Origin of the sequence: Nonomuraea sp. AD125B (assembly GCF_041402765.1) — a bacterium.
Taxonomy (GTDB): Bacteria; Actinomycetota; Actinomycetes; order Streptosporangiales; family Streptosporangiaceae; genus Nonomuraea; species Nonomuraea bangladeshensis.
Genome location: NZ_JBGLOU010000001.1, coordinates 236818 through 255783, shown reverse-complemented (window position 1 = coordinate 255783; position 18966 = coordinate 236818). Strand labels below are relative to the sequence as shown.

Annotated in this window: 20 protein-coding genes; 2 read left to right on the top strand and 18 right to left on the bottom strand. The window is 71.9% G+C overall.

What is annotated here, in order from left to right; translation table 11 throughout:
• Nucleotides 1-50: 50 nt before the first annotated feature.
• The 6 genes from ACBR40_RS01125 to ACBR40_RS01100 form a co-directional block, all read right to left on the bottom strand.
• The gene (locus ACBR40_RS01125) at nt 51-947 is read right to left on the bottom strand and encodes a diacylglycerol kinase (RefSeq protein WP_371247031.1); all 897 of its coding nucleotides are present in this window, start codon (nt 945-947) and stop codon (nt 51-53) included.
• A gap of 46 nt (nt 948-993) precedes the next feature.
• The gene (gene tatC, locus ACBR40_RS01120) at nt 994-1917 is read right to left on the bottom strand and encodes a twin-arginine translocase subunit TatC (protein ID WP_344215471.1); all 924 of its coding nucleotides are present in this window, start codon (nt 1915-1917) and stop codon (nt 994-996) included.
• Nucleotides 1918-1960: 43 nt separating this feature from the next.
• Nucleotides 1961-2278: a Sec-independent protein translocase subunit TatA gene (gene tatA / locus ACBR40_RS01115; protein ID WP_344215473.1), complete on the bottom strand. Its 318-nt coding sequence runs from the start codon at nt 2276-2278 to the stop codon at nt 1961-1963.
• Nucleotides 2279-2343: 65 nt separating this feature from the next.
• Entirely contained in the window at nt 2344-2499 is a 156-nt protein-coding gene (locus ACBR40_RS01110) for a hypothetical protein (protein WP_344215475.1), read from the bottom strand.
• Nucleotides 2496-3488: a helix-turn-helix transcriptional regulator gene (locus tag ACBR40_RS01105; protein WP_371247030.1), complete on the bottom strand. Its 993-nt coding sequence runs from the start codon at nt 3486-3488 to the stop codon at nt 2496-2498. The genes ACBR40_RS01110 and ACBR40_RS01105 overlap by 4 nt, the downstream gene beginning before the upstream one ends.
• A gap of 31 nt (nt 3489-3519) precedes the next feature.
• Nucleotides 3520-4470, bottom strand: coding sequence for a WYL domain-containing protein (locus ACBR40_RS01100; protein ID WP_344215479.1), 951 nt, complete (start codon nt 4468-4470; stop codon nt 3520-3522).
• Nucleotides 4471-4508: 38 nt separating this feature from the next.
• On the opposite strand from ACBR40_RS01100, the gene ACBR40_RS01095 reads away from it, so the two are divergent.
• Nucleotides 4509-5576: a DUF3866 family protein gene (locus ACBR40_RS01095; protein WP_344215481.1), complete on the top strand. Its 1068-nt coding sequence runs from the start codon at nt 4509-4511 to the stop codon at nt 5574-5576.
• Here ACBR40_RS01095 and ACBR40_RS01090 read toward each other — a convergent pair.
• From ACBR40_RS01090 to ACBR40_RS01050, 9 genes are all read right to left on the bottom strand, one after another.
• Complete coding sequence (locus ACBR40_RS01090; RefSeq protein WP_371247029.1) at nt 5522-6013, bottom strand: DUF3291 domain-containing protein; 492 nt, start codon at nt 6011-6013, stop codon at nt 5522-5524. The two genes, ACBR40_RS01095 and ACBR40_RS01090, sit on opposite strands and share 55 nt — an antisense overlap.
• A gap of 21 nt (nt 6014-6034) precedes the next feature.
• Nucleotides 6035-6679: a helix-turn-helix transcriptional regulator gene (locus ACBR40_RS01085; RefSeq protein WP_371247028.1), complete on the bottom strand. Its 645-nt coding sequence runs from the start codon at nt 6677-6679 to the stop codon at nt 6035-6037.
• A 29-nt stretch (nt 6680-6708) separates the two neighbouring features.
• Complete coding sequence (locus ACBR40_RS01080) at nt 6709-7743, bottom strand: FKBP-type peptidyl-prolyl cis-trans isomerase (RefSeq protein WP_371247027.1); 1035 nt, start codon at nt 7741-7743, stop codon at nt 6709-6711.
• A gap of 304 nt (nt 7744-8047) precedes the next feature.
• On the bottom strand, nt 8048-8971 hold the full coding sequence (locus ACBR40_RS01075; protein WP_371247026.1) for an FKBP-type peptidyl-prolyl cis-trans isomerase: 924 nt from the start codon (nt 8969-8971) through the stop codon (nt 8048-8050).
• Between the two features lie 99 nt (nt 8972-9070).
• Nucleotides 9071-10429, bottom strand: a complete 1359-nt coding sequence (gene pafA, locus ACBR40_RS01070; RefSeq protein WP_091087617.1) for a Pup--protein ligase — start codon at nt 10427-10429, stop codon at nt 9071-9073.
• Between the two features lie 132 nt (nt 10430-10561).
• Nucleotides 10562-11089 (bottom strand): hypothetical protein, encoded by a 528-nt coding sequence (locus tag ACBR40_RS01065; protein ID WP_344215489.1) that lies wholly within the window; start codon nt 11087-11089, stop codon nt 10562-10564.
• A 337-nt stretch (nt 11090-11426) separates the two neighbouring features.
• Entirely contained in the window at nt 11427-12260 is an 834-nt protein-coding gene (gene prcA / locus ACBR40_RS01060) for a proteasome subunit alpha (RefSeq protein ID WP_371247570.1), read from the bottom strand.
• 22 nt (nt 12261-12282) lie between these two features.
• Entirely contained in the window at nt 12283-13131 is an 849-nt protein-coding gene (gene prcB, locus ACBR40_RS01055) for a proteasome subunit beta (protein WP_371247025.1), read from the bottom strand.
• A gap of 584 nt (nt 13132-13715) precedes the next feature.
• Nucleotides 13716-13925: a ubiquitin-like protein Pup gene (locus ACBR40_RS01050; protein ID WP_329575500.1), complete on the bottom strand. Its 210-nt coding sequence runs from the start codon at nt 13923-13925 to the stop codon at nt 13716-13718.
• 169 nt (nt 13926-14094) lie between these two features.
• On the opposite strand from ACBR40_RS01050, the gene ACBR40_RS01045 reads away from it, so the two are divergent.
• Nucleotides 14095-14478: a hypothetical protein gene (locus ACBR40_RS01045; protein WP_344215892.1), complete on the top strand. Its 384-nt coding sequence runs from the start codon at nt 14095-14097 to the stop codon at nt 14476-14478.
• Between the two features lie 27 nt (nt 14479-14505).
• Here the strand turns inward: ACBR40_RS01045 and dop are convergent, their stop codons facing one another.
• The 3 genes from dop to ACBR40_RS01030 form a co-directional block, all read right to left on the bottom strand.
• The gene (dop, locus tag ACBR40_RS01040) at nt 14506-16020 is read right to left on the bottom strand and encodes a depupylase/deamidase Dop (RefSeq protein WP_344215491.1); all 1515 of its coding nucleotides are present in this window, start codon (nt 16018-16020) and stop codon (nt 14506-14508) included.
• Nucleotides 16021-16106: 86 nt separating this feature from the next.
• The gene (locus tag ACBR40_RS01035) at nt 16107-17249 is read right to left on the bottom strand and encodes an acyltransferase (RefSeq protein ID WP_344215494.1); all 1143 of its coding nucleotides are present in this window, start codon (nt 17247-17249) and stop codon (nt 16107-16109) included.
• Nucleotides 17250-17317: 68 nt separating this feature from the next.
• The coding region (locus ACBR40_RS01030) for a Sua5/YciO/YrdC/YwlC family protein (RefSeq protein WP_371247024.1) at nt 17318-18966 on the bottom strand (1649 nt) is incomplete at its 5' end.

Below are 18966 nucleotides of genomic sequence, written 5' to 3'. Positions count from 1 at the left end.
ACGGGGCCGGGTGCGGGCGATCCGGGCCCGACGCCTTTACAAAGTAGATTTCAGACGAGGACGCGCAGCGCGCCCGGCCGGACCTCGCACTCCACGGGCACCGGCCCGACGCGCTCGCCGTCGGCGTACGCCACCAGCCCGGCCGGGTCCGCGGCCTCCAGGCGCACCGTCCGCGCCCTGCGCGCCGTCACCGCCGGATGCCCGGCGTGCGTGCCCCGGTAGACGCTCGGGAAGACGCGCAGGAACTCGCCCTTCGGCAGGGCCCCGACCATCACTACGTCGAGCAGCCCGTCGTCGGGCAGCGCGTCGGGGCACACCCGCATGCCGCCGCCGTACGAACGGGTGTTGGCCACCGCCACCAGCATCGCCTCCCGCTCGATCACCTCGTCGTCGTCGAGGACGAGCCGGAACGGCACGGCCCGGAACGAGCGCAGCTCCTCCACCATGGCCACCACGTAGCGGGCCGACCCGGCCGGCCAGGTGAGCCGGTTGGCCCGCTCGTTGACCCGCGAGTCGAAGCCGCAGCACAGCACCCCGGCGAACAGCTCCTCGGTCCGCCCTGCGCGCACGCGGGCGGCATCCACCAGCCGCGACTTCATCCGCAGCACGACCCGGGCGGCCGCCATCGGGTCCTTGCACGGCACGCCGAGCGCGGCCGCGATGTCGTTGCCGGTGCCGGCCGGGATGATGCCGAGCGGCACGTCGGTGCCGGCCACGGCCTGCACGGCCAGGTGCACCAGGCCGTCGCCGCCGAAGGCGACGAGCGCGTCGGGGCGCTCGGCGACGGCGGTGCAGGCGCGTTCGAGCGCGTCGGCGGCGTCGGAGCCGACGATGACCGACAGCTCCGCCCCGCCGGCGCGCAGCCGGCGCGCCACGGGTTCGAGCTGGCGCAGGGCCCGGCCGCCGCGTGCGGCCGGGTTGACGAGCACGGCGAGTTGGGGGGACACGCCCGGAACCTATCGCCTATCGCGCGGAACCGGAATCCTCCGCCCGCTATCGCCCGGCGGGATCCCCGTCGCCCGGCTTGTCGCCGACCGGCCTGTCAGCGGGCGGGGCGTCACCGAGCGGCACGTCGTCGAGCGGCCTGTCGTCGTCGGACAGCGGCGAGGCCTCGTCGTCGGACAGCCCGGCGAACTCGTCCGCCGGCCGCCTGCGCTCGCGGAGGTACATGAACAGCTCGGCGGCCAGGAACAGCACGATCATCGGGGTCGCCAGCGCCATCATGGTGATGGGGTCGCCGCCCGGCGTGATCACCGCGCCGAAGACGAACATCAGGAAGATGACCAGCCGCCGGTGCTTGGCGATCGCGGCGTGCGAGACCACGCCGATGATGTTGAGGAACACCAGCAGCAGCGGCAGCTCGAACGACACCCCGAAGATCAGCAACATGATCAGCACGTAGTCGAGGTAGTCGTCGATGGCGATCGTCGCCACCGTGCCGTCCAGCGAGAAGCCCAGCAGGAAGGACAGCGAGGTGTCCATGATGAAGTAGCACAGCCAGGCGCCGAGGACGAACAGCGGGATCGCCAGCCCCAGGAACGTCAGCGTGTAGCGCTTCTCGGTGCGGTAGAGCGCCGGGGTGACGAACGCCCAGATCTGGTAGAGCCACGCGGGTGAGGACACCACGAGACCGACCATGAGCGAGATCTTCAGCGTGATGAAGAACGACGAGAAGATGCCGTTGTAGGTCAGGCTGCACTCACCGGTGAGCTGCCGCGCCTGGTCCGTGTGGCAGTAGGGCTCCTTGAGGATCTCCCACACCGGACCGGAGACGATCCAGCCCACGATCAGGCCGACGGCCACGGCGGCGATCGCGATGAGCAGCCGGTTGCGGAGCTCCCGGAGGTGCTCCATCAGCGGCATCCGGCCTTCCGGGTCCCGCGACGGCTTCGGGCCCGACTTCTTCAGCAGCGCCATCTAGGTGAGTCCTCGGGGACGAGGGACGGATGAAGGGGAAGGCTCAGGCGCGCTTGTCGGCCTGCGCCGAGGCACGCAGCCGGGCGGCCTGCTCCTCGAGCTGGCGGGCCTGCTCCTCGAGCGACACCGCGGGCGCGGGGGCCGGGATCTGCTGCGGGGGCGCGGGCTGGGCCGGAGGCTGGGCCTGGGCCTGGACGACGGTCGGACGCTCGTCGTCGTCGTCGTTCATCTTGCTGGTCTCGGCCTTGAAGATGCGCAGGGACCGCCCGACGCCACGGGCCAGGTCCGGCAGCTTCTTGGCCCCGAAGAGCAGGACCAATGCCACCAGGATCAGGATGATCTCCGGAGCTCCCAGGTTCATGTGACGTCCTTACAGGTGAGCCGTGTGCTGTCCAAACCCGATCGTACGCTGCCGACGGCCCTGCCTCATCCCCTGGAGTCCGCTTTCAGCCTGAATTGCTGGTTAATTCGAGCAACCTCCCTGTTCAGGGCACGGGCGGCCACGACCACGCGGGCCCCCAGGACCCCCAGGACGGCCAGCCCGGCCGCCACCACGACGGCCGCGGGCATGATCCACGTCATGACCCGTGAGCGTACAGGGAGAGAGCCCGCTCGGCCTCGGCGCGCACGGTCTCGGCCATCCGGGGCGGCGCGACGACCCGGCCGGTGTCGCCGAGCCGCAGCGCGAGCTTGACGATCCAGTCCTCGTCGCGGGCCCGCAACGCCACCCGCAGCCGGCCCTCGCCGAGCTCGGCGACCTCCTCGCACGGGTAGTACTCGGCCACCCACCGGCCGGCCGCGCTCAGCTCCAGCTCGACCAGCTCGTCCGTGGGCGAGGGACGGAAGACGCCGCGGGTGACGTCGATCGGCTCGGCCTCGGCGGGCGGGTCGGCGGGCACGTCGAGCACGTCCACGCCGAGCATGCGGTCGAGGCGGAACAGCCGCATCGCCTCCGCCCGGTAGCACCAGCCCTCCAGGTAGGCGCGGCCGTCGACGACGAGCACGCGGGTGGGATCGACCTCGCGCGGCGTGACCTCGTCGCGGCCCGGCACGTAGTAGCGCAGCGACAGCCGCCGCCCGCCGGTCAGCGCCTCGCGGACGCGGGGCAGCGCGTCGGGGGCGGCGTCCACGTCCACGGCGACCTGGCTGCTGACGGTGGCGGCGCCCTCGCCGGCGGCCCGCTCCAGCTTGGCCGTCACCCGCGCGAGCGCGTCACCGGTCGCCCCACCGGCCTGATCCCTGCCCGCGGGCAGGGCCAGCTCCGGCTGGGCGGCCAGCATGCGCAGCGCGACGAGCAGCGCGCTGGCCTCGTCGATGCCGAGCCGCAGCGGCCGGGCGATCGTGTCGGCGTTGTCGATGATGATCTCGCCGCCGTCCCAGGAGACGTCGATGAGGTCGCCGGGGGTGTGGCCGGGCAGGCCGCACATCCACACGAGCTGCAGGTCGTCGATGAGCTGCTTCTCGCTCAGGCCGAACACCGCCGCCACCTCGCCGACCTGCGCCCCCGGATGGGACATCAGGTACGGCACCAGCGCCAGCAGCCGCGGCAGCCGGTCCGCGCTCCCGCTCATATGCTTTCCCCCTGTTTCGTGGCCGGCGCGCTCACGCCATGGCCCCCTTCAGTCTGCGGATGACCGCCTCGCGCGCGTCCGGCGGCTCGACCACCTCGACGTCGCCGCCGAGGCTGGCCATCCAGCCGGCCAGCCGCTCGGGGTCGGAGAAGGTTAGCTCCGCCTCGTCCCAGCCGTCCACGCCGGGGTGGACGGCCCTGGCGAGCTGGCGCACCCCCTCGCACGCGCCCTGGCGCACCCGTACGACGGCCACCCGCTCGTCCGTCGTCTCGTCGGGGAAGCCGACCATGGCCCGCAGGTCGACGCCCTCGGGCACGCGTACCGCTCCCGGCTTGCCGACGTGCGCGACCTGGCCGGCGATGCGGCTGAGCCGGAAGGCGCGCGGCGCCTGCCGGTCGCGGTCGTAGCCGGCGAGGTACCAGCGGCCGCGCCGGCTCACCACGCCCCACGGCTCGACGGTGCGGGCGCGTACGCTCTCGCTGCCGGCGCCGCGGTAGTCGAAGCGGACCGCGCGCCGGTCGCGCACAGCCTCCCACAGGGCGGGGAAGGCCGGGTCGCGGGTGTCGACGCGCAGCTCCAGCGCGCCGGTGCCGACCGGCTGGTCGGTGGCGACGCCGCCGGCGCGCAGCTTGAGCAGCGCCCCCGAGGCGGCCTCGGCCAGGCTGGCGCGCTGCCACACCTGGGCGGCCAGACCGAGCACGGCGGCCTCGTCGGGCTCCAGGGTGATCTCCGGCAGCTCGTACGACTCCCGCTGGATGCGGTAGCCCGGCTCGTCCTCCCACGGGTCGCGGACGACGTCGATGGGGATGCCGATCTCGCGCAGTTCGTTCTTGTCCCGCTCGAACATGCGCTGGAAAGCCTCGTCGCCGTCGCGGTCGTAGCCGGGGACCGCCTGGCGGATCTGCTCGGCCGACAGCGGACGCCGGGTGGCGAGCAGACAGATGACGAGATTGAGCAGCCGTTCCGTCTTCCGGCGCGACATCTGCCTCACTCCTCCTTCATCGACGCTACCCTGCCCCCGTGATCAGATGGCGCAAGGGCGAGGTCGTACGGATCCGACGCGAGTGGCCGGGAGCGGTGGAACTGGACGTCGCCGTCCCCGAGGGGGAGTGCCGGGCGCTGGCGTACCCCCCGCTGGTGGGGCGCCCGGAACCCGGCGACGAGGTGCTGCTCAACACGACCGCACTCGCGATGGGTCTCGGTACGGGAGGTTACGCCATGGTGGTGGCCGTCCCGAACCGTTTGCCGCAAGATCCTCAGGGGCCGGGGCACCTGGTGAAGGCCCGGTACACCCCGTTGCAGGCCACGGTGGCGGGCGCGGACGAGCAGGACTCGCCCCACCACGAGGTCCTGCGCGAGGCCGACTCCCTGGACGACATGCCCGTCGTGGTGGCCGACCTGCACTCGGCGCTCGCGCCGATCCTCGCCGGCCTGTACGAGGCCGCGCCGGGCACGCGGGTGGCGTACGTGATGCAGGACGGCGGTGCGCTGCCCGCGTGGTTCTCGATGACGGCGGCGCGGCTGCGCGAGACCGGCTGGCTGGCGGGCGTGGTGACGGCGGGCCAGGCGTTCGGCGGCGACCTGGAGGCGGTGACCGTGCACACGGCGCTGCTGGCGGCCAGGCACGTGCTGGAGGCCGACGTGGCGATCGTCGCGCAGGGCCCGGGCAACCTGGGCTCGGGCACCCGCTGGGGCTTCTCCGGCGTGCAGGCGGGCGAGGCGGTCAACGCGGCCGGGGTGCTGCGGGGGCGGCCGGTGGCGGCGCTGCGGGTCAGCGAGGGCGACCTGCGCGAGCGGCACCACGGGGTGTCGCATCACTCGCTGACCGCGTTCGGGCGGGTGGCGCTCTGCCCGGCCGACGTGCCGGTGCCCGACCTGCCGGGCGAGTTCGGGGCGCGGGTGCGCGACCAGGCCGAGCTGCTGGCGGTGCGGCACCGCCTGGTGCCGGTGCCGGTGGACGGCCTGCACGAGGCGCTGCGGGCGGCACCGGTCCGGCTCTCGACGATGGGCCGGGGCCTGGAGGAGGACCTGGCCTACTTCCTCGCCTCGGCGGCGGCGGGCAGGTTCGCGGCCTCGCTGCTGTCGTAGGCGTCCTTATAGGTGAACGCCTCGGGGCTCGGGCCCTCGGTCCTGAGGCGTTCGAGCCGCCGCATGCCCTCGGCCAGCGTCGGGATGGTGCCCTCCGGGATCCACCACATCACCATGGCCGGCTCCGCCATGCGCTGGAACCACTCCCTGCGGCGGCGCAGCACGCCCAGGTGCGGGGAGCGGTAGACGTAGTTCCACAGCGACTCCAGTGACTCCCACACGGAGAAGTTCACGAGCAGGTAGTCGCCGTACTCGTGCTGGACGGTCGCGGTGGGGTCGCTCTCGCTCTCCTTCAGCCGCCAGACGAACCCGGGGGCCGCGTCGGCGAGGGCGTTGATCGGTTCGAGCAGGGCGACGAACTCGGCGAGCTCGGGGGAGTCGATGGGCGCGCGCATGTGGGCGACGTTGAGCTGGGCGAGATGCATGACGCTCAGCACATCACCTCCTGCCCTTCTATGTCAATCTCCATTTGTTTTAGAAAGGGCGACGCAGCACTCCCCCGGCCGCGCGTCCAGCCGCGCCCGCGCCGGGTCCTCGCCGAGCCCGCGCAGCAGCCCCTGGCACAGCGCCAGGTTCATCGAGCACACGAGCAGCGGCTGCTCCGAGGCCAGCACGTGGAACGGGCAGTTGCGCAGCCGGACCAGCCCGTCCTCCTCGTACGGCTCATAGCCCCGCTCCCCCAGCACCCGCTCCACCGGCTCGCCGGCGTGCCGCGCGCCGATGCGCTCACCCGCGCCGCGCGCCGCCTTCTCCGCCTGCTCATCGGCGCCCAGCAGCTCGACCACGTCGGCGAGGACCGAGGCGAGGGTGACGTAGTCGCGGGGCGGCAGGCTCACCGAGCGCTCGCCCCTGGCCCTGCGGTAGACCTTGGCCGGCCGCCCGCTGCCCGGCCCCTTCTTGGCGGGGGCGCGGAACCCGCTCTCCAGCAGCCCGGCCTCGACCAGCTTGTCGAGGTGGTGCCCGGCCAGCGTCCGCGACACCCCGGCCGCCTCGGCGGCCTCACCCCGGCCCACGTCGCCGCCGCCGGCCACGACCGCCTCGTAGAGGCTGCGGCGTACCGGGTCGTTCAGCAGGGCCAGCGCGTCGAGGTCGTCGATGCTCACAGGCGGGAGTCTATGCGCGCGGCCCTGGCTCAGTAGACGGCCAGCACGTCCACGACGAAGACGAGGGTGTCGGAGCCCTTGATCCCGTACGCGGGGAAGCCGGGGGCGCCGTAGCCGTACGCGGGCGGGACGACCATCAGCACCCGACTGCCGGCGGGGACACCGGTCAGCGCCCGCTCCCACGCCCTGATGAGGCCGCCGTCGCCCAGCTTGAACGCCTTCGGCAGGCCGCTCGTCCACGTGGTGTCGAAGACGCGGCGGCTGCCCCAGACCGCGCCCGCGTACTGGGTGACGACGAGCCGGCCGGGCCTGGCCTTGGGGCCTGAGCCCCGTTCGAGCACCGTGGACGCGAACCGGGCCGGCGGAGCGGCGGCGGGCACCTGGAGCGCCGGCCGCGCGCCGGCGCTCACACGCACGCCCGCCAGCGTGCCCGCGCGGCCCTCGACCGAGGCGCCCTTGTGGTGGGCGCCGAGGATGTCCACGACGTAGAACAGCTCATCGGAGGGGCCCACGCCGCGCGGCGGATTGGGCCCGAAGCCGTCGCCGGGCGGGACGGCGGCGATGACCCGGCTGCCGACCGTACGGCCCTCCAGGGCCCGGTCCAGGCCGGGCAGCAGGCCGCCCACGGGGAACGCGGCGGGCGCGCCACGGGTGAAGCTGGAGTCGACCAGGCGGTTGCGCCCGCCGTCCCAGACGTGCGCGGTGTACTGCACGACCGCCACGTCGTCCGGCTCCAGCCGGGCGCCCTTGCCGGTGGTCAGCTCGTCCACCTGGAGGCCGGGCGCGGGCTTGCCGTCGGGAAAGTCGACCGTGGGCCGCGCCCCGAACGCCCCGGCCACCTTCAGCTCCAGCCCTTGAGCAGGCGCCCCGGTACACCCCGCGAGCACCGCGACCAGGAGCACCGGCCCAAACACCGGCCCAAGCTCCCGTACGAGCACCGGCATGGGCTTGCGCGCGACCTTCGGCACGAGCGCCGACAGGAGCTTCAGCGCGAGCCTGAACGCGCGCTCGGGGACGGGCCTGGACGCGGGCTCGGGCGGGCGCGCGGAAGCGGGCCCAGGCACGGACTCGGGGACGGGCCCGGGCGCGCGCTCAGATGCGGGCCCGGGCTCGGGAAAGCGCATGGACGCGGCCTCGGAGGCGGGTGCAGGCCCGTCCCCGGACACGAGCCTGAACCCGGCCCCGCACACGGACCTGGGTCCGGTCCCGGAAACGGCCCTGGGGGCGGTGGCACGGCGGAGCATCGGGCCCTCCCCTACGCGGCGAGCCCCGGGGCAGGCAGTCCCCGGGGCTCGCGATGCTACCGCGCTGACCCACCACAAACCCTGCGAAACCCCCAAATGGCGGGCACCGGGGCCGGGCGGTGGCTCAGTAGGCGGCCAGGACGTCCACGACGAACACCAGCGTGCTGTTGGCCGGGATGTTCGGCTGCTCCTGGTCGCCGTAGCCCAGGTTCGGCGGGATGCTCATGACGACCCGGCTGCCGACCGGCACCCCGGCCAGCCCCTGCTGCCAGCCCTGGATGACCCCGCTCAGCGGGAACTCGGCCGCCTCGCCCCGCTCCCAGCTCGAGTCGAACTGCTTGTCGGTGCCCCAGATCTTGCCCGTGTAGTGGACGGCGAGCGTCTGGTTGGGCTGCACCTTGGCGCCGGTGCCCTCGATCACCGTCTTGACCACGAGCTCGCCCGGCGGCTTCTCACCCGTCTTGGTGGTGAGCGTCGGCGCCTTCTCGCCGCCCGGGTTCTCGACCTTGACGCCCTTGATGGACTCCTTGGTCTCCTTGCCGGTGGCGGCCTTCAGCGCGGGCGGCTGCGTGCCGACCACGTCGAAGACGAACACCTTGGTCGGCTCGGCCGGAGAGGTCTGCTGCTGCTGCTGCGCGGGGACCGAGTCGTTGGCCAGCACGGCCAGCAGCCGGCCGCCGTGCTTGACCTTGGTGAAGCCCTCCTGCAGCACCTGCGGGAGCTGCTCGTTGACCGAGATCGTCTCGGGGGCCTTGGTGTCGTACGACGAGCCCTGGGCGGCGTTGGTCTTGCCGTCCCAGTCCCAGACGGTCAGGTTGACGATGACCTTGTCACCGGTCTTGATCTCCGCGCCGCTGCCCGGCTGGATCACCTCGTAGGACGACTTGGTGGCCGGCGAGCCGGACGGGAAGGTCACCGTGGGCTTGGCGCCGGGGTTACCGGCGACCTTGAACCCGGTGGACCCGCCGGATGCGGCGTCGTCGGAGCCGCATCCCGCGGCGAAGAAGATCAGCGGCATCGCTGCCAGAACGGCCAGAACGCGGCGCATGCGTTTCCCTCGGAAAAGACGTCAGATTCGCGTCACCCTACCCGAACCTCGGGTACGCCCGAGGTAAACGCACCGCCCGCGTCCCGTCCAGCCGGCGGCTCACATGCCGGCGATCAGCTTGTCCACCCGCTCGTCCACGCTGCGGAACGGGTCCTTGCACAGCACGGTGCGCTGCGCCTGGTCGTTGAGCTTCAGGTGCACCCAGTCGACGGTGAAGTCGCGCCGCTTCTCCTGCGCCTTGCGGATGAACTCGCCCCGCAGCCGCGCCCGCGTGGTCTGCGGCGGCACCGACTTGGCCTCGAAGATCTTCAGGTCGGACGCCACCCGCTCCACCGAGCCGCGCTTCTGCAGCAGGTAGTACAGGCCGCGCTTGCGGTGCACGTCGTGGTAGGCGAGGTCGAGCTGGGCCACCCGGGGCGAGGAGAGCGGCAGGTCGTACTTCTTGCGGTAGCGCTCGATGAGCTGGTATTTCGTCACCCAGTCGATCTCGCGCGAGACCAGGTCGAGGTCGCCGGTCTCGACCGCGCGCAGCGTACGCTCCCACAGCTCCAGCACGCGGTGCGCGATGTCGTCGCCGCCGCGCCGGTCCACGAAGTCCTTCGCCTTCGACAGGTATTCCTGCTGGATCTCCAGGCTCGACGCCTCGCGCCCGTTGGCCAGGCGCACCCGGCGCCGCCCGGTCATGTCGTGGGAGACCTCGCGGATGGCCCTGATGGGGTTCTCCAGCGACAGGTCGCGCATCACCGTGCCGGACTCGATCATGCGCAGCACCAGGTCGGTGGCGCCGACCTTGAGCAGCATCGTGGTCTCGCTCATGTTGGAGTCGCCGACGATGACGTGCAGCCTGCGGAAGCGCTCGGCGTCGGCGTGCGGCTCGTCACGGGTGTTGATGATGGGCCGCGACCGGGTGGTGGCGCTGGAGACGCCCTCCCAGATGTGCTCGGCCCGCTGGGAGACGCAGTAGACGGCCCCGCGCGGCGTCTGCAGCACCTTGCCGGCGCCGCAGACGATCTGCCGGGTCACCAGGAACGGGATCAGCACGTCGGCCAGGCGGCCGAACTCACCGTGCCGGCCGACGAGGTAGTTCTCGTGGCAGCCGTAGGAGTTGCCCGCCGAGTCGGTGTTGTTCTTGAACAGGTAGATGTCGCCCGCGATGCCCTCTTCGCGCAGCCGCTTCTCGGCGTCCACGAGGAGACCTTCGAGGATGCGCTCGCCCGCCTTGTCGTGGGTGACGAGCTCGATGACGTTGTCACACTCGGGTGTTGCGTATTCAGGATGGCTGCCCACGTCGAGATAGAGGCGGGCGCCGTTGCGGAGGAAGACGTTGCTCGATCGGCCCCAGGACACGACTCGCCGGAACAGGTAGCGCGCGACCTCGTCGGGGGACAGCCTGCGCTGCCCCCTGAACGTGCAGGTCACGCCGTACTCGTTCTCCAGCCCGAAGATGCGACGATCCATCACCTCACACTATGCCCATGGATCGGCGAGCGGGAGAGATCTTGCCGGGTGTTTTCAATGGCGGACCTGTATGGGATGTTTTGTCCCTGTTGGCAGCGCCGTGCCCGCCCCTGAATGAGCACGGCGGCGCGCTCACGGGACGTAGATCTCCTGGACCTTGACGATCTTGCCCCGGTAGACCGTGATGAGGGCTGGCTGACGCTGCTTGCCGTGCCGCTTGACCAGCACCGACGCCGGGCACCGCTTGGCGCCCAGGCCGGTCTTCCTGCTCACCGTGAGCGACCCGCCCGACTGCTTGCAGCCGTACGCCGACAGGAACTCCACGTTCTTGGCGATCGGCGAGGCGTAGGCCGTCGCGTCGCCCTCGCCCGGGCCCACGAAATAGCCCTCGGTGTGCTTGTCCCGCTTCCACTTGATCGGCTGGTACTCGGCCACGCCGCCGCTCACGTGGGTGATCCAGCCGCGCAGGATCCCGTCGTGGCGGGGGCTGATGCGCTTGGTGAAGTCGTGCTTCGGGTCGGGCTGGAAGGTGGTGCCGAAGATCTTCGGCGCCTTGTAGTGGGGGTAGGCGGCGGTCGCGGCCTGTGCGGCGCCGCCGGAGGCCACCAGCGCGGCGGCGGCCGCCCCGCCGGCAAGGAGGGTGCGCAACGAAGTGTTCACGCCCCTTGAGACCAACACCACCCGCCTCCGGTTCGCCCCCATCCTGGTGATCCAGCTCACACCGCCCCGGTCCGGCACCGCGAACAGTGGCGACGCGAACGTTCGGGGCAGCACACACGGCAGGGGCCACACGCGGCAGGCGCCACAAACACGGCAGACGCCACGCACACGCCGGGGGCTGCGCACACGCCGGGGGCTGCGCACACGGCCTGCCGCACACCGCACCGGGCGCGCGAACGGCGCGACCGGACACGGCCCCGAAGCGCGGATGGCGGGACCGGAAGCGCGAGCGGCGGGGCCGCGCGAGTGGCGGCCCCGCCGGGGAACGGGTGTGGGGTTACAGGGGTGAGGAGCCGTCGTCGACCGGGCCTTCGGGGCCCGTGGGTGGCGGGGTGTCGCCGGAGGAGCCGGACGACGAACCGGCGGAGCCGGTGGAGGGCGGCTCCTCCGACGGCTCGGACGACGAAGGCGGCGAGGCGGGCGACTGGGTCGTCTGAGCGAGCAGCCGCTCCAGCCGGGCCCCCGTCAGCCGCAGGAACTTGCGGTGCTCACGGTTGCGGTCGAGCACCGCCACTTCGAGCTGGCCCACCGGCGGCCGCTCCCCGCCCGGCTCGGTCAGCGCTGTCAGCGCCACTTCGAGCGCGTCGGCCAGCGACATCGACTCGCGGTAACGCTCCTTCAGCCGCCCCGCGACCGCCTCGGCCTGCCCGCCCATGGCGGCGAAGCCGTGCTCGTCGAAGACCGACCCGTCGAAGGTGAGCCGGTAGATGGCGTCGCCGTCCTTGGTCTCGCCGACCTCGGCGACCACGACCTCCACCTCAAGCGACTTGATCGACTCGGTGAAGATGCGCCCCAGGTTGGAGGCGTAAAGGTTGGCGAGGCCACGCCCGGTCACGTCGGAGCGGTCGTAGGTGTAGCCGTTGATGTCGGCGTAGCGGATGCCGCCGAGCCGCAGCTCCTCGAACTCGTTGTAGCGGCCCACGGCCGCGAACCCGATGCGGTCGTAGATCTCGCTGATCTTGTGCAGCGCCCGCGACGGGTTGGGCGCGACGAACAGGATGCCGTCGACGTACTGGAGCACGACGACCGACCGGCCCCGCGCGATGCCCTTGCGCGCGTAGTCGGCCTTGTCCCGCATGATCTGCTCAGGGGACGCATATCCAAAAGGCATGGACACGGGCAGGTGGTCCTTTCTAGCGCAGCGGGGCGATGGGGCCGTCGGGCGAGATCATCCGGGCTTCGAGCATCTGGTCGACGTAGCCGGCGACCTGCTCGTCGGTGAGGCGGCGGAAGCCGTCGGCGTCGATGACGCCCACGACCGGCCAGATCTTCCTGGTCACGTCGGGGCCGCCGGTCGCCGAGTCGTCGTCGGCCGCGTCGTAGAGCGCCTGGATGAGCGTCATCGCCATGTCGTCGGCCGACGCGCCGTCGCGGTAGAGCTTCTTCAGCGACCCGCGGGCGAAGATCGAGCCGGAGCCGATCGCGTCGAACCGCTCGCGCTCGTAGGGCCCGCCCGCCACGTCGTAGCTGAAGATGCGGCCCTCGTCCTTGTCGGGGTCGTAGGCGGCGAACAGCGGCACCACCACCAGCCCCTGCATCGCCATGCCGAGATTGCCCCTGATCATGGTCGCCAGCCGGTTGGCCTTACCCGCCACCGACATCGTGCGGCCTTCGAGCTTCTCGTAGTGCTCGAGCTCGACCCGGAACAACCGGGCGAACTCGATGCCGGTGCTCGCCGTGCCCGCGATGCCCATGCAGGAATAGTCGTCGGTCCTGAACACCTTCTGCACGTCACGCTGCGAAATCACGTTGCCCGACGTCGCCCGCCGGTCACCCGCCATGATCACCCCGCCCGCGAAGGTGGCGGCGACGATCGTGGTCGCGTGCGGAACCTGGTCGCCGATCGGGGTGGCCAGAACCTCATCCCGCCGTGGCAGCAATTCCGGCGCGTAGGAGCTGACGAACTCCGTGAACGAGGAGCTCCCATTGTTCTGGAAAAGCTGATTCACCAAGCCGACGGGCAGATCCCTGTGCGATGCCACGCGACTCCCTCCCAAACGTCACTGTCCCTAGGGCGACCCTACTGTTGTTGCGTTGCTGTCTGCACTTCCCACGATCAGCTCACGGCGAACCCTCCCCCGCCGCGGCCAACCTACCCCTGCGCGAGCCGATCATTGTCCGGATCGTTTCCTTACGGCCGGCGGCGAAGGCCGCATGATCGGATGGTGGGCAGGCGGGGGTTGCCGCAACGCCGGCGGGCGCGGCCGGGGCCGTGGCAGCACGTCCGGGGGCAGCGTGCGGCGCCGCGCGTCCGCGCGTGAGCTCGGTGCGTTCGTGGGGCTCGTGGCCGGCCTGGGAGACGCCGGCGTTCATACGGTCGCTCGCGACCTGTCAAGGCGCGGAAGGAAAGATCGGCGCCCGCGTGACGGAAGACAGCGAGGCGCCGGCCGGGCCGGAGCGCTCGCCCGTTCGCGGCCTCATCTCATGGGGTGCCGCCCGTCCGGCCGCTCATGGGACGGGCGCCGAGGGCGACGGCGCAGGGCCCGCCCTGACGGGCGAGCGCGCGCTCGACGTCGTCCTCGGTGTTGCCGTGACTCTAGATCGTGGTGGTGCCGTGCCGGGTGTGTTACTCCCCGCCCTTCTGGACGTAGCTGCGGACGAACTCCTCGGCGTTCTCCTCGAGGACCTCGTCGATCTCGTCGAGGATCGCGTCGACGTCGTCGGTGAGCTTCTCCTGACGCTCCTGAACGTCGGGCGCCGCCGAGGCCTCGGTCTCCTCAACCTCGGTCTCGCGCCGTCCGGCCTGCTTCTGGCCGCCGGTGTCCTTGGTTGCCATGTCCTACCTCCGCTTGGGGGACTGCCTCTAGGCATATCTTCCCCGAACCGTCCGACATTTCGCGCCCAACCTTGCGCGATCTTGTATCGGTTGACTGGATAGTGTTGCTATCCAATAATGAATCCCCTACGTACACGGAGGTTCAGATATGTCCACTATGTCCCTGACCATGGCAGGTGTGCTCCTCATCACAGTCCCGACGATCGTGTTCGGCGGTGTGTCGCTGCTGACGTTCCTCATGCGGAACGTTCCCGGCTACCGGGACAACCCGGTCCGGCGCGGCCTGTGGCGGGCGGGGCACGCGCACGCGGGCGTGCTGGTCCTGTTCGCCCTGGTGGCGATGCTGTACGTGGACCAGACCGCACTCCCCGAGGGCGTCAGGACGCTGACCCGGGTGCTCATCGTGGCGGCGCCCGTCCTGATGCCGCTGGGGTTCTTCCTGTCGGTGGCCCGCCCGGGCGACACCAGGCCGAACAAGCTCATCTGGCTCGCCGTGGCGGGCGGCGTGGGCCTGGCGGTGGGCACGCTGACGCTGGGCATCGGCCTGCTGTGAGCGGCCGGCCCCGGCGTCAGCGGACGGTCATTCGCCGCCGGTGAGGGCGGCGACCAGGTCGGCGGCCGTGTGGCAGCGGTCGAACAGCTCTCCGACGTGCGCCTTGGTGCCGCGCAGGGGCTCCAGGGTGGGGACGCGCTGCAGGGACTCGCGGCCCGGGATGTCGAAGATGACGGAGTCCCAGGAGGCGGCGGCGACGGACTCGCTGTACTGGCGCAGGCAGCGGCCGCGGAAGTAGGCGCGGGTGTCGCTGGGCGGGTGCTCGACGGCGCGCTGCACCTCCTCCTCGGAGACCAGGCGCTGCATGCGGCCCCGGGCGACCAGGCGGTTGTAGAGGCCGCGGTCGGGCCGGATGTCGCTGTACTGGAGGTCGACGAGCTGGAGGCGGGGGTGGGACCAGGCCAGGCCGTCGCGGCTGCGGTAGCCCTCCAGGAGTTCGAGCTTGGCGACCCAGTCGAGCTCGCGGGCGAGCTGCATGGGGTCCTCGGCCAGGCGGGTGAGCACGGACTCCCAGCGGTCGAGCACGTCCTTGTTCATCTCGTCCTGGGCGGTGCCGCGCTCCTCGACGAACTTGCGCGCCTGCTCCAGGTATTCCATCTGCAACTGGACGGCGGTGAGCTTGCGGCCGTCGCGCAGGGCGATCTCGTAGCGGCAGGTCGGGTCGTGGGAGACCGCGCGCAGGGCCTGGACGGGGTTCTCGACGGCGAGATCGCGGCTGAGGAAGCCCTCCTCGATCATGGCCAGCACGAGCGCCGTGGTGCCGAGCTTCAGATAGGTGGAGATCTCGGACATGTTGGCGTCGCCGATGATCACGTGCAGGCGCCGGTACTTCTCGGGGTCGGCGTGCGGCTCGTCGCGGGTGTTGATGATGGGCCGCTTGAGCGTGGTCTCCAGGCCGACCTCGACCTCGAAGAAGTCGGCGCGCTGGCTGATCTGGAAGCCCTCGCCGCGCGAGTCCTGCCCGATGCCGACCTTGCCCGCGCCGACGACGACCTGCCTGCTGACGAAGAACGGGGTCAGGTGGCGCACGATGTCGGCGAAGGGCGTGGCGCGGCGCATGAGGTAGTTCTCGTGGCAGCCGTAGCTGGCGCCCTTGGCGTCGGTGTTGTTCTTGTAGAGCTGGATGGGCGCGTTGGCGGGCATGGCCGAGGCACGCGTGGCGGCGTCGTACATGACCCGCTCGCCCGCCTTGTCCCAGATGACCGCGGCGCGGGGGTTGGTGCACTCGGGCGCGGAGTATTCGGGATGGGCGTGGTCGACGTAGAGCCGGGCCCCGTTGGTCAGGATGACGTTGGCCAGCCCGAGGTCCTCGTCGGTGAGCTGCGTGGGGTCGGCGACCTCTCGCGCCAGGTCGAACCCGCGCGCGTCACGCAGGGGGTTCTCCTCCTCGAAGTCCCAGCGCGCGCGGCGCGCGCGGGCCGCCGAGGCGGCGAGGTACGCGTTGACGACCTGCGAGGAGGTCACCATCGCGTTGGCGCCTGGCTGGCCGGGTACGGAGATGCCGTACTCGGTCTCGATGCCCATCACCCGACGCACCGTCATGCAACATCCTCTGTTCGTCCGGGTCTGTCTATCCGCCGTTTATATGCCCGAGCCTATGCCCTTCACAGTGCCCCAGGGCCACAAGGTTATGGCACCGACGCTTTTTCCATCTGTACGGCGGAAGCCACCGAGGCGCCCGCCCGCCCGCGGGGCTTGAGTATGCGCTGGATGGGACGTTCGGCAAAGACGTACACCAGATAGGACAGGAGCACGGCTATCAGCGTGGCGCAACAGGCGACGAGCCACGGCGGCAGATCGCCGCTGAGCACGGGGATGACGGCGACGGCCACCACGCTGTGGAACAGGTAGAGCGGGTAGGTGATGCCGCCGAGCGCGGTCAGCGTCCGCGACGGCTTGAGCCGCAGGACCCGGGTGGCGGCCAGCGCCATGAGGGCGAAGACGATCGTGATCGCGATGATCACGCTGGTGTCGGTGACCGGCATGTTCTTGAACCCGGCGGCGTCGATGCGGCGGTGCACGCGGGCCAGGGCGCTGTCGAGCGACAGGGCGTAGCCGGCGGCCACGTAGATCCACGGCAGCCAGGCGTGGCCGTGCTTGTGCACGAGGTAGAGGCCCATGCCGGCGACGAAGTAGGGGGCGTAGTCGGGCATGACGGTCTCGGTGATCACCGGGGGGACGGCGACGTCGCCGTGCTGGAGCACCTTGAGCGCGAGCGCGGCGGCCAGCCAGATCCCGCAGAAGGCGAGGACGCGCCCGTAGGTGACGCCGACGATCACGAGGATGGCCATGAGGAGGTAGAAGCGCAGCTCCGCCCAGAGCGACCAGTAGACGCCGCTGGCGTCGGTGACCTTGAACAGCCGCTGGAACATGGTCGCGTTCAGCAGGTATTCGCCGGTGGACAGCTTGGGGTCCAGGGCCTTGGCGCCGGTGAGGCCGTAGAGGGCGGCGACGGCCGCGAGGCTCAGCCAGTACGCCGGATAGAGCCGCACCAGGCGCGAACGGGCGAACGCGCCGAGCCCCTTCCCCCACACCGTCATGAGGATGACGAACCCGCTGATGATGAAGAACAGCTCGACGCCCAGGATGCCGAGCCCGGCCACGGGGGCCACGGCAGGGAACAGCTCGGCGGGCCGGTCGCCCCACACGCTGGCGTACGCCACTAAGTAGTGGAAGGCGACGACCGCGAGGGCGGCGAGGAACCGGAGGAGGTCGAGCTCGGCCAACCGGCCGTGCTCCCGGGCATGCTTCGGCCGGTTGGGGGTGCGCACGCCCCTTTTGACGCCACAGCGATCACTTTGGTTCCCCTGGTCCCGCTGTTCACTTCCGTCACGGAGCGTCAGCGTGATAGGCGGTCCCGATCGCGGGCCGCGGCGACGACGGCCTGGCCCAGGCTGAGCCCGCCGTCGCCGGGCGGCACCCGCCGGTGGGTGAGAACGCGGAAGCCGGCCGCGCGCAGCCGCCGCACGGCGCGCTCGGTGAGGAGCACGTTCTGGAAGACGCCGCCGGACAGGGCGACCGCCGTGAGGCCGGTGGCGTCCCTGAGCGCGGCGCAGGCGCGCGCCACGGCGTCGGCCACGCCGTTGTGGAAGCGGCCGGCGATGACCGGGGTGGGCCGCCCGGACTCCAGGTCGCGGGCGGCGGCCCGGACGAGGTCGGCGCCGTGCACGGTGAGCGGCTCCCCCGGCGTGAGGCGGGCGCGGTAGCAGCCGGTCTCCGCGGGGTCGGCGTGCTGTTCCAGCTCGTACGCGGCCTGACCGGCATAGGTGATCCGGTCCCGGACCCCGAGGAGCGCGGCGGCGGCGTCGAGGAGCCGGGCGGCGCTGGAGGTGAGCGGGGAGCCGGCGGCGAGGGCGAGCGCGGCGGCCCAGCGTTCGGCGTTGCGGCGTACGACGTCCAGCTTGGGCGGGCCGTCGCCGGGACCGAGGTAGGCGGCGGCCATGAGCCAGGGCTCGCGGACCGCGGCGTCGCCGCCCGGCATGGGGGCGGGCTCCAGGCGGCCGAGCCGTTCGAAGCCGGCCAGGTCGGCCCGCAGGAACTCGCCGCCCCAGACGGTGCCGTCGGTGCCGTGGCCGGAGCCGTCGAAGGCGACGCCGATCACGGGGCCCCGCTCGCCGTTGTCGGCCAGGCAGGAGGCGATGTGGGCGTGGTGGTGCTGGACGGCGACGTGCTCGACGCCGGGGATCGCGAGGGCGTGCCGGGTGGAGCGGTGCCCGGGGTGCAGGTCGTGGGCGACGATCTCGGGGCACAGGTCGAACAGGGCGAGGAAGTGCTCGATGCCGGCCGCGTACGAGCGCCGGGCCTCGTCGTTGTGCAGGTCGCCGAAGGGCTGCGAGACGAACGCGCGCCGGTCGCGGGCCAGGCAGAAGGTGCTCTCGCGGTCGGCGCCGCAGGCCAGCACGGTACGGGGCACGAAGTGGCGCAGCGGCAACGGCTCGGGCGCGTAACCGCGAGCCCGCCGTAGCACGACGACCCCGCCGGCCGTGGGCCGGACCACGCTGTCGTCGGCGCGGACGTGGATGGGCCGGTCGTGGGTGAGGAAGGCGTCGGCGACCGCGCCGAGCCGGGCCAGGGCGTCGGCGTCGTCGTACGCGATGGGCTCGTCACCGGTGCCGCCGGTGAGTACGAGGGGCTCGGCGACCTCGGCGAGCAGCAGGTGGTGCAGCGGCGTGCCGGGCAGCATGACGCCGAGACTCCGGCTCCCGGGCGCGACGGAGGGCGCCAGTGCGCGGGAGGCGTCGTGGCGGGGGGCGTCGTGGCGGGGGGCGTCGCGGCGGGTGGCGTCGCGGCGGGTGGCGTCGCGGCGGGTGGCGTCGCGGCGGGTGGCGTCGCGGCGGGTGGCGTCGTGGCGGGGCAGGAGCACGATCGGGCGGGCCCGGCTGGTGAGGAGCCCGGCGGTGTCCCCGTCGATCGCGCACAGCAGGCCGGCCTGCGCGAGGTCGGCGGCCAGGACGGCGTACGGCTCGTCCGCGCGCTGCTCGCGCAGGC